Raw genomic sequence first — 9792 nt, 5'->3', positions numbered from 1 at the left:
GCCACACCGCGTCAGCAATCAGCAAACGCCCAGGTCACGCGCCCAAGCGGCCGACTTTGCCGAGGCCCTGTTTCGGGACTGAGGAGGTCACTCTGAAGCGCCCCAGGTTCTCTATCGCTCTTGTACAGGTTGCCGCCCTCAGCGGGGAGCGAGGGCGCGCAGTCATTGACCTGATCCGTCACTCCGGTGTTCACACTTTGGTCGCTGTCCGGCTTGCCAACGGGTCGGTCGTTGGCGCCGCGCCCGGGGTGGTGGAACAGAACGCCTACGACGGCTACGACCGCCCGGTCCGGCAGCAGAAGTTCGACTCGGGCGACACAGCGTTGTTCGCCAATGTCCACGCGTGCGACCCGGCCGACCGGCCTCCGCGCACGATGCCGAGAGGTCGGTACTGCGAAGTCGATCGCCACCCGGTGCCCCTTGACGGCGGCAAGCCCATCACCGGCATTCGCACTCGGCGGCCGACGTGTTGAGTTTGGGCTTATCTGCTGCCGGAAGGCGCCGCCCAGATCACCGTTTGGTGGAGGAGTCTCGGCATACTACACGTTCGGAATAACTCATCTGCGCCAGTAACTGTCGCAGGCCGAGGCGAATGAGGTGGCCGCCGACCTGGAGTTGCAGTACGACGTCCACGGCGCCCGCGGCCAGGCCAACGTCCGGCGCGTCAGCCCGCCGGTGCCGGTGGACGCCTGGCAGCGCGCGGGCGTCCTGGATGCCTGGGTTCGTGAACAAGACCGCTGGTTCGGGCGGGTGCGGATGCCGGATGGCCGGATCGCCTGGATCGATCAAGGCGAACTGCGCGCGGCGCCCGGCCGCCAGGCGACCATCGGCGACGAGGCAAGCTGATGCCTGGCCCGCTGCGTGAATCTGTCGTCGCGCTGGTTGGCGGGCCGGGGGACCGGCAGGTGTTCTACGTCTCGGATTGGGAGGAGCGTCGGCGCGCGGCCGAGCGGATGGGCCGCACCGCGGACGAGTTCTGCGGCTGGGCCCTCGCCTACCGGCCCGAGACCCCCGGGAGCCAGCGGTGGATCTGGACAGGTGGGTGATCGCTGGTCCCACCAGCCAAACCGTGGGCCAGGCCGCTTGAGCCGTCGCCACTGGCCTGCTCCGGCGCTCTAGCGCGGTTGCCCCGCACGCGTCGGTTGCTGCATGAGGCGTTCCAAGGTCCGCAGGCGGGCCGAGTCGAGCGGCTGCGACGCCTTCAGGCTCTGCCGCGGCGCCGACGACCAGGTCTGCGCACGCTCGTACTCGCGACCGACGAAGACCTCCGCCAGCGCCGGGCCGAAGCCCAGGTCGAGGGCGACGCGGTCGGCGTACTTCTCCGACGCGCGCGGCCCACTGGACGACGAACGGGGCTGCGAGCGGGGACAGCATGAACACGATGTAGTAGGTGAAGCCCCATGCCCACCACACGCCGAGGATGCCGAGCAGGAAGAAGCCGAGCGTGACCTTGATCGCGAACCCGACCACCGGCTGCCTCCAGCCCGCCGCGATCGCCTTGCCCATCACCCGGGCCGGCATCGACAACCCGTAGACGACCAGCGACACCGCGCGCGGCAGCGCCAGCCGGTGAGCCAGCTCGTGGGCCAAGACCGCCTCCAGGTTGCGGCGCGGCAAGGTCAGCACCGCCCAGCTGGTCACCGCGACGGTGGAGCCGGCCGTAGCCGGCGCCGTCGATTCCGGCCCTTCGTGAAATCAGACCCGGTACCGGTTCGGGTCGACCCCGGCCGCGGCGCACACCACGAACCAGGCCGGGCCGAGCTGCTGCGACTCGAGCGCGTTCGGCGGACGCAGCCCGAACACCTTCCACGCCAACAGGTCCTCCGCGCGCGGATACAGCGTCGCCAACGCGCAAGCTGCCCACGCGACCAACGCCACGACGTACACGGCGGTGCTTGGAAGACCCACAAACTGCACCGACAGCCAACTCCTTCTCTGCACTAGGCGGTGTAGGCCTTCCTGCCCCCACATCGTTTGCTGGCTCACGACCCCTTGACGTTGCTGCAGTACTGCTGCATAGGTAGGTGGCTGAGCGGGTGTAGCGAAATTATCCTCCCGCGGTGGCCCAGGCTGGCTGCTCGATTGCCGGGCCTGTCCCGCAAATCGCAGCTTTCGGCGGGTGTGAGGAGGGCGCGGAAGTTGGTAAGGCCCGCGCTCAGTCGTCGGGCAGAAGGTGCTTGAGTAGGGTCTCGCTGATGTCGCCGAGTTGGCGGATTTGCTCGGGCGACAGGACGTCGATCAGGTGGGTGCGGACGCTCGCTACGTGGCGGGGAGCTGCAGCCTGCAGGGCGCTTAGGCCCTCGCCGGTGAGGACGGTCACCCAGCCACGCCGGTCAGAGGCCAGATGCTCGCGCCGAACCCACCCTGCCTGCTCCAGCTTGGCGATCGCGTGCGTGATCCGGCTCGGCTTGGAGTGTGTCCAGCGGGCCAGTTCACTCATGCGCATCGTCCTGTCAGGAGCCTCCGACAAGAGGACCAGCAGTTCATAGTAGGTCGGAGGCATCCCGGCGGCCTCCTGCAGTTCCCGTTCAATGCGGTCAAGCAGCAGCCGGGTGGCCAATCCGAACGTTCGCCAACTGCGCTGCTCTTCGTCGTCGAGCCATCGCGCCGAGGTCATCACCCGATGCTATCACGCTGAAAGTTTGCCCGCTGAAGTATTTATGTCTATAGTGAGTAATGTAATCCAGCGCTGAAAGATACATCGCTGAACCAACGCGAAAGTCGATCACGTGTTCCCCCGTCTGATGATCCCCGCCGCTGTGCTGGTGGCGTCTACGAGCGGCGGGCCGATCGACCTCGACACGCGCTGATTTCATCCCTTCCGAACCGTCACCAGAAACGGATCCGCCATGCATACACCTGTGAAGATTGCCGTCGTCTACTATTCCGCCACCGGCACGATCGCCGAGATCGCGCGCGAAATGGCGGCGTGTGCCGAGAAGGCGGGCACCGAAGTCCGGCTGCGCCGGGTCGCCGAACTGGCCCCCCAAGAGACGATCGAGGCCAATCCCGCATGGGCGGCCAACTTGGCCCTGACGGCAGACATTTCAATGGCTACCGCTGACGACCTAGTCTGGGCCGACGGCGTGCTGATCGGCTCCCCGACCCGCTTCGGCAACATTGCCGCCCAACTCAAACAGTTCCTCGACACCCTGGGGCCGGTGTGGCAGGAGGGCATGCTGGCTGACAAGGTTTACAGCGGCTTCACCTCCGCCGGCACTGGCCATGGCGGACACGAAACTACCTTGCTGGCCCTGTCCCACACCTTCCATCACTTCGGCGGCATTCTCGTCCCGCCCGGCTACACCGACCCCGCCAAGTTCGCCGACGGCAACCCATACGGCACCTCCCACTTCGACCAAGGTGGTACCGCCCCCGTAGACGAGACCACCCTCGCCGCCGCCCGCGTCCAAACCGACCGCGTCGTCAAGTTCGCCCGCGCGATCAAGAACGCGAACCCAGCAAGTGCAGACAACTGACCACCACAACCACGGCAACGCCAAGAACAGCTCAGTCAGGCCCGACAGCTCCCATCGTCGGTCGCGCCGGCCAGGAGGCGGAGTCGTGCTCGGTGGTGGTACGAACGAAACAGGTCGTGAAGGCAAATGTTGGCCCGGCCTTGAGACCGGTTGAGCGACCTGGCCCGGAGTCGTGGAGGGCAAGCCTCGGACATCGATTCGCGGAGGGCGATTGTCGTTGCTCTGGGCACCGATCATGCCTCGGAGCGTAGGCAGGTCTCTTTCAGCGAATCCACCGAAGGTCAAGTCCATTGGGGTGGTGTAGCGGTTGTGTCGCGTGATCCTTGGGATGGTTAGGCGCTGAGCGCCGCGATTTCGGTGTCGGTGGTGGCCTCCTCGGTGGTCTCGAGGAGGGCCATTCGGGACTTGGCGAGGACGTCGAGGCCGAGGTAGCGGCGGCCCTCGATCCAGTCGTCGTGCTGCTCGGCAAGGACGGCGCCGACCAAGACAGCTACTACCCGATGGACATCGCACAGGAGTGCGGTCTGCTCTCTCCGCACGATGTGCCGGGCGGCGTCATTAGAGCGATGGCGGCCAAGGGGCACAAGGAGATCGGGTACGTCGACGAGTTGACTACCCGGATGCCGACGCCCGACGAGGCTCGCAAGCTTGGGCTGACCACCGGTACGCCGGTTCTGGTCTATGTGCGGACGACCTACAGCGATAGCCGGCCGTTGCGGCTCACGCTCACCATCTTTGCTGGGGACCGGAACCGAGTCGTCTACGAGATCGGCGACCTCCAGGCGTACACCCCGGTCGAGAAGGGCGACGAGTCGTGATTGTCGAGCAGGCCACCATCGCCGACCTGCCGGTCATCCTCGCGATGCGTCAGGAGGCGAGCGACTGGCTGGCCAAGAAGGGCATCAGGCAATGGGCTGTTGCGTGGCCCAACCCGGAAGAACAATCCGAGCGGATCCTGTCGAGCATACGAGCTGGCGAGACGTGGATGGTCCGTACTGATGACGGTGACAACGCCGCGACTGTTGCTCTTGACTCCTTCTCTGATCCCCAGCTCTGGACGCCCGAGGAGCAGGCCGAACCGGCGATGTATCTGCACCGCTTGATCGTGCGTCGCAAGTACTCCGGCCTCGGCGACGACGTCATCGACTGGGCTTGCTGGGCAACCACTGGGTTCGCATCGACGTATGGACGGACAACGTCGGTCTGCACCGCTACTACGAGAACCGCGGCTTCAAGCACGTCCGCACCCTCGATTTGGCGCACTACCCATCAGGCGCCCTCTTCCAGCGCCCCGCGACGAACTGGCGAGTGGAGGCCGAATCTCGGGCGATCGCAGAGAAGCCGCAAACGCTGCCAACCCGCCGAGGCCGGTTCGAGTCCTTCGAGCATGCTCTCTGGCCGGTGGTCCACACCGTCACCATCTGACCGATGTCTAGCCAGGTGAGAGGCTAGTTGCCGCAACTTCCCGCAACATCGATGACACGCAACTTCGCGGAACCCCAGACTTGGCAACGCAAGCTCAAGCAACCGATGCAGACAGGGGATCATCATGAAACTGACACTCGTTGCAGGCGACCCGGAATCGGCTCCGAAGAACAGTCCCACCCTCTACAAGACCGACCGTGGAAGCTGGGTCGTGCAGGGCTGGGTCGTCGACGACCCTGATGCACTGGCCACGCTCAACCTCCCGAACGGTGAAACGGCCGTTGAGATCCCGGACCGCATGATCCAGTTCTTCACCAACCCGTAGGGACGAGGGCGTGGAGGAGATCACCGAAGATGCTTTCAACGAGCTGCTGACGGAGTTCAAGCGCAGCTCGGTGCATCTAGAGACGCGCGATGCGTACGGCACTGAGGTTGAGCTGCCTCACATGGCCAAGTGGAAACGCGGCGAGCCGGACGACTTCGAGTGGCTGCAGGAGTGGTGTACGGAGCTACGCGAACATGTTGGAGCAGGGCGGACGGTGCGCCGGGTGAAGATCGTCTCGGAACCGCTCAGCGACTATCAGCGCTGGGTGTACGACGTGTTCACGCCCATCGTCGCGGCAGGTGAGGATATTCGCTGGCTGCCGCGACGACTGGTTTCAACGTTGCGTATCCCCGGCAACGACTACTACTTGCTAGACGACGAGCGGGTGGTGTTCCTGCACTACGCCGGGTCCGGCTTGAATACGGCCTTCACGACAACAACTGACGCGTCTGTCGCTGAGATGTGCCGCGAGGCGTTCGAGCAGGTGTGGGCATTGGCGATACCGCACGGTGAATACAAACCCGAATAGCGCCATCCGAAAGGCGCAGGAGGCGTTGGGCCTGCGTCTTCGGGAACTGCGCAAGGATGCTGGGCTGACCGGTCGTGAGCTAGCCGCCGCGACCGGTTGGCATTTCACCCGTGTCTCGAAGCTGGAGCACGGCGTACAGGCGCCCTCCAACGAGGACATACGGCTGTGGTGCGAGGCGTGTTCTACGGAGGATCAGGTCGCAGATCTGATCGCCCAGGCTCGCACGGTCGAGTCGATGTATCTGGAGTTCAAGCGGCAGACCCGCGCGGGCATGAAGCAGATGATGCTGGCGCCGGTGCCGTTGGAGGAACGAACCGAGCGCTTCCTCATTTACGAGCATCACGTCATCCCCGGGTTCTTCCAAACGGCCAGCTACACGCGTGCGATGCTCAAGTTCTGGTTCGGCTTCCTGGACGTACACAACGACATCGATGAGGCAGTAGCTGCCCGCATCGCCCGCCAATCAGTTCTCTACGACAGCAGCAAGACCTTCGCTGTAGTCCTTGAAGAAGCCGCTCTGCATACGCGTTTCGGCGACGCTGGCACGCTCGCCGGCCAGCTCGACCGCCTGCTGTCGGTCATGAGTCTGCCGAACGTTGCCTTTGGCATCGTGCCGCGCAATGTCGAGCGAGACGTGGTTGGGCAGGTGAGCTTCTGGCTCTTCGATGACAAGCTGGTGAGCCTAGAAACACCAACAGCCAGTATCGAAATCACTGCACCCCAAAAGGTGGCCATGTATGGGCGTATGTTCGACCATCTACGGCAGCCTGCGGTCTACGGGAAAGACGCGCGCGCTCTCGTCATCAAGGCGCAAAACGAACTAGCCGACAGCAACTAATTGCAACTACCTATCCCGCGAACGGCCCAGCTCCCTAGCGTTTCACCATGACATCAGCAGGGACCACGGCCCGCGCCGGACCGGAGTGGGGCGGCCAACCAGACGGCGACCAGTCGCACGGCACCGGGTGGCCTTCACTGCACCCCGCGGAGCGATGCGACGGCGAGAACCCAATGACCGGCAGATCCTGCATCAACGGCAATCACAAGGGCTACCACCGCGACAGCATCGGCGCCGAGTGGCTCGATGACTAAGCGTCGCAACATGCGCGGCCGGCAGATGCGCCGCTGGGCCTACCGCACCACAGCAGTCGATCGACGGAACGGCGTCGGGCCAGACGGTGAGGACCCACGCCACGTCAGCCTCGTCCTTCCCTGGTGCGTCGAGGCATACCTGATCCAAGGATCAGGCGATCCGCGAATGTCGTCCCGCAGGTACCGACAGTTGGAGTTCCGCAAGCTGAGCACCGGTCGCCGGAACACACCTTGATCAGCGGGACAGGTGCCGACCCTGCATCCGCGCCTGTCCCGCCCTCCACCTCAGATCGGGTCACTCATTCGGGGGATCCATCGGGCGCGCCGGAATGCAGCGGCGCCCAAGAGGTGATGTCCAAAGTGTCTGAAGCGACCATGATCTCGGTCGCCCGGGTCACCCGGTGGGCCGAGTAGTAAAGGCCAAAGGTTTGCCGACGCCGATCCGGATATAGCTCAGCCACGCGCGGGACGTTGTCGTAAGTCAACACCCAGTTCCGGTCCGACCGGCGATTCAATACCGTGGCCAGAGCTTGATGATCGCAACTATTGAACGCATTCATGTACAGCGATCCAGCCTTCTCGAAATATGGCGGATCTGCATAGATGAACACGTTCTTATTGCCAGCATACTTGCGGATTACCTGCGCGCCATCTGTCGAAAGTACCTTGATCTTGTCTGCATAGAGAGAAATTACGCGGATTCGTTCAGACAGCGCGTCGCGGTTGAACCTCGCATCTATCTTGTAGTTCCCCGTCTGATCAAGTCCTCCGATAGGGCCGCCGTTGAGGACTCCCGATCGATTAGTTCGGTTTAGGTAGAAGGTCGCGAAACCGAGAGTGGCGTCATCGGCTGAATCTCCAGCACTGTACACTTCTTTCTGCCGATGCCATTCTCGAACGTCGAGCTTCGCGCGACGAATTTTTTGTGAAAAGCGATCTGGCTCTTGTGTGATCGTCCGCCAAAATGCTGCAATGGCGGGGTCCAGGTCATTGATGATGATGCGCCCGACCTGGCCCGTGACGAGTAACCCTAGTGCTGCACCTGCGCCGCCAGCATACGGTTCGATATATGTGCAGCCTGCTAGTTCATTCTCTCTAATCAACTGACGCAGGCGAGGGTAGAGGCCGGCCTTTCCGCCTGGGTAGCGCAATGGGGATATTCGAGGGCGTTGCGGGATGCGGGCCCGCGATCTAACCGTCATGGCTTCATAACATAGCGCAGGATCGGCTCGATCGAATTCCACATATGGAGTACCTCATCTGGGTCTACACGGAACTTATGGTTGTGATTCACGGCATTTAGGGCGTCGCTCGAAGCGGTGAAGTTTACAAGCGTCCCGCTGCGGACGCCTTCGATTGGCTGAATTAGAGAGGTTGCGCCTTGCGCCTTCACATAGTCAAGCAGCCAGGTGAGCGCGTGACCCAACTGCACGAAACCTTTAGTGTTGTTTCCAGAGCTCTTGATGTCGATGTTATTTTCATCAGCGAAAGCCTTGATCGACTTCTCCAGGATCGCGCGGAGCATAAGGAAGGTCGCATTGGGAAATCGCTGTATCTCGATTTGCGATAGCTCTTCGTAATGCGTCTTGAGCGCGAGGGGGTATGAGTCAGGGACTTGAATCTGCCCCAAATCGATGTACTTCGTTTTGGGCTTCGGTGGAGGCTTGACAACGGTTGGCTTCTTCGGAACCTGAGGCTTCGGCTGTGGAGTGCCGCCAGTCGGAGGCTCGCTCACCTTGGGCGGCTGCTTCTGCGGCTGCTGGGGAGTATCGCCTCCCGGATCTCCGCCAGGCCCGGCTACTTCATCGAGACCACGGCTGACCCCATCCTCGGCCAGTTGGCGAAGCTCAGACATCAAGGCTGAGAACCGAGGCGTGTTGACTGTGTTGAGACTCCGGGTGTTGATGTTTCCATCGAGCATGCCGCGAACGATCACAGTCGCCATCGCTGCAAAGGTCTTGTCGGATATGGATTTCGTCAGCACGCCGTTATCATCCATGCCGATGCCGGTGATGTCGGCGAACTCTTTTGACTCGAAAATACGGGCGAGTGCAGAGAGTCCGCGCCGCCAGCTCTTCGAGTCCAGGAAGTCATCTAAAGCAGGCTCGCGATAGTCGATGCCCTTGAAGAGATTGACCATATAGCCGCGAAACACGAATCTGCGAACATCGACGGTCGGGTACCGAGTCAGCAATTGTTTGTAAGTCCGCCCCGCATCAATCTGAGCTTGGAAGAAGGCTGCTTGGCGGGTGGGTGTCCATGGACGCCGAGGATTGCTTGTGTGTAGTGCGGCAATAAGCTGGTCAGCTTGTGACTGATTCGGCGCGATCTTTACCGTGATCGTTGAAAGGGCCCTAACATCTGGGATGTTTTTAATCGCGGTCGCCACTCTGGCTTCGAATTCGGGAACGATCATCGGGTTCTGGATTGCCTTGAGGGCTGCGACCCGACGATTTCCTTCGACCACGACATACTTCGTTCCGCGCTTAACTACGATAGGTACCTCGTGGGTCAGGTACCCGATCTGCGAGATGCCTAGGACGAGCCCGAATGCATCTTCGTTTACGAACAGATCTTCGATGATGTCAGCCTCGACCTGGGTAGAGGTCGTCTCCAGACGGACGTTCTTGGTATCGAGATGGATGTCTTTCAAGACGCCCAACTGAATCTCGGGCCAAGATGACATGTCTAGCATTCGCGGAACCCCCTGTGCCGACGATCGTGCCGGCCTCACCATTGTTCTTCTTAGCCCTGGTCACTGAGAGTGGCAGCCTAGCCGCAATACCCGCGTCAAGGCGAGCATCTGGACCGCCCCGGTTTCCGCCCACTGCAGAGGCGACCTACCCAATCTGCGGAATGACCTCTGCCCTGTTCTGACTCCGTTGTGATCCGTGGCCTGCCGAGTTGACCTCTTATGGATCAAGGGCGCGCCTCCGGCGCGC

14 protein-coding genes and 1 pseudogene are annotated in these 9792 nt (G+C 62.4%); 10 read left to right on the top strand and 5 right to left on the bottom strand.

The annotated features are described in order from the left end of the window. The first annotated feature begins 597 nt into the window (after positions 1–597). The 3 genes from ABD255_RS24705 to ABD255_RS24695 all read left to right on the top strand — a co-directional run bounded on the left by ABD255_RS24705 (position 598) and on the right by ABD255_RS24695 (position 1534). Positions 598–846, top strand: coding sequence for a hypothetical protein (locus ABD255_RS24705; protein WP_344217881.1), 249 nt, complete (start codon positions 598–600; stop codon positions 844–846). Beyond that, positions 846–1046 carry a hypothetical protein gene (locus ABD255_RS24700; RefSeq protein WP_344217879.1) on the top strand — a complete coding sequence of 67 codons (201 nt, stop codon included), beginning with the start codon at positions 846–848 and terminating at the stop codon, positions 1044–1046. The genes ABD255_RS24705 and ABD255_RS24700 overlap by 1 nt, the downstream gene beginning before the upstream one ends. Positions 1047–1390: 344 nt before the next feature. After that, entirely contained in the window at positions 1391–1534 is a 144-nt protein-coding gene (locus ABD255_RS24695) for a hypothetical protein (RefSeq protein ID WP_344217877.1), read from the top strand. 161 nt (positions 1535–1695) lie between these two features. On the opposite strand, the gene ABD255_RS24690 is transcribed toward ABD255_RS24695, so the two are convergent. Both ABD255_RS24690 and ABD255_RS24685 read right to left on the bottom strand, forming a co-directional pair. Beyond that, complete coding sequence (locus tag ABD255_RS24690; protein WP_344217875.1) at positions 1696–1917, bottom strand: hypothetical protein; 222 nt, start codon at positions 1915–1917, stop codon at positions 1696–1698. Between the two features lie 238 nt (positions 1918–2155). Beyond that, the gene (locus ABD255_RS24685; RefSeq protein WP_344217873.1) at positions 2156–2617 is read right to left on the bottom strand and encodes a MarR family winged helix-turn-helix transcriptional regulator; all 462 of its coding nucleotides are present in this window, start codon (positions 2615–2617) and stop codon (positions 2156–2158) included. Positions 2618–2849: 232 nt separating this feature from the next. Between ABD255_RS24685 and wrbA the strand changes: the two genes are divergently transcribed. Beyond that, the gene (gene wrbA, locus ABD255_RS24680; protein ID WP_344217871.1) at positions 2850–3479 is read left to right on the top strand and encodes an NAD(P)H:quinone oxidoreductase; all 630 of its coding nucleotides are present in this window, start codon (positions 2850–2852) and stop codon (positions 3477–3479) included. A gap of 332 nt (positions 3480–3811) precedes the next feature. Here the strand turns inward: wrbA and ABD255_RS24675 are convergent. Then, positions 3812–3964, bottom strand: a pseudogene (locus ABD255_RS24675) (IS256 family transposase); the annotation flags it as partial. A gap of 15 nt (positions 3965–3979) precedes the next feature. Here ABD255_RS24675 and ABD255_RS24670 point away from each other — a divergent pair. From ABD255_RS24670 to ABD255_RS24645, 6 genes are all read left to right on the top strand, one after another. Beyond that, positions 3980–4297 (top strand): UTRA domain-containing protein, encoded by a 318-nt coding sequence (locus ABD255_RS24670; protein WP_344217869.1) that lies wholly within the window; start codon positions 3980–3982, stop codon positions 4295–4297. 334 nt (positions 4298–4631) lie between these two features. Next, positions 4632–4904 (top strand): hypothetical protein, encoded by a 273-nt coding sequence (locus ABD255_RS24665; protein ID WP_344217867.1) that lies wholly within the window; start codon positions 4632–4634, stop codon positions 4902–4904. A 124-nt stretch (positions 4905–5028) separates the two neighbouring features. Then, the gene (locus tag ABD255_RS24660) at positions 5029–5229 is read left to right on the top strand and encodes a hypothetical protein (RefSeq protein ID WP_344217865.1); all 201 of its coding nucleotides are present in this window, start codon (positions 5029–5031) and stop codon (positions 5227–5229) included. 10 nt (positions 5230–5239) lie between these two features. Continuing rightward, positions 5240–5758 carry a DUF6879 family protein gene (locus tag ABD255_RS24655; RefSeq protein ID WP_344217863.1) on the top strand — a complete coding sequence of 173 codons (519 nt, stop codon included), beginning with the start codon at positions 5240–5242 and terminating at the stop codon, positions 5756–5758. Continuing rightward, positions 5739–6596, top strand: a complete 858-nt coding sequence (locus tag ABD255_RS24650; RefSeq protein WP_344217861.1) for a helix-turn-helix domain-containing protein — start codon at positions 5739–5741, stop codon at positions 6594–6596. Before ABD255_RS24655 ends, ABD255_RS24650 begins: the two co-directional genes overlap by 20 nt. A 47-nt stretch (positions 6597–6643) precedes the next feature. Then, complete coding sequence (locus ABD255_RS24645; protein WP_344217859.1) at positions 6644–6850, top strand: hypothetical protein; 207 nt, start codon at positions 6644–6646, stop codon at positions 6848–6850. Between the two features lie 299 nt (positions 6851–7149). Here ABD255_RS24645 and ABD255_RS24640 read toward each other — a convergent pair whose 3' ends face one another. Together ABD255_RS24640 and ABD255_RS24635 are read right to left on the bottom strand one after the other, a co-directional pair. Further along, a complete protein-coding gene (locus tag ABD255_RS24640; RefSeq protein WP_344217857.1) occupies positions 7150–8001 on the bottom strand; it encodes a DNA adenine methylase in 852 nt (283 codons plus the stop codon). 47 nt (positions 8002–8048) lie between these two features. Further along, on the bottom strand, positions 8049–9503 hold the full coding sequence (locus tag ABD255_RS24635) for a hypothetical protein (protein ID WP_344217855.1): 1455 nt from the start codon (positions 9501–9503) through the stop codon (positions 8049–8051). Between the last annotated feature and the right edge of the window lie 289 nt (positions 9504–9792).

This window comes from Kribbella sancticallisti (assembly GCF_039530625.1).
Lineage (GTDB): Bacteria > Actinomycetota > Actinomycetes > Propionibacteriales > Kribbellaceae > Kribbella > Kribbella sancticallisti.
Note: the sequence above shows the minus strand (reverse complement) of the source record. Positions and strands in the feature narration are given on the sequence as shown.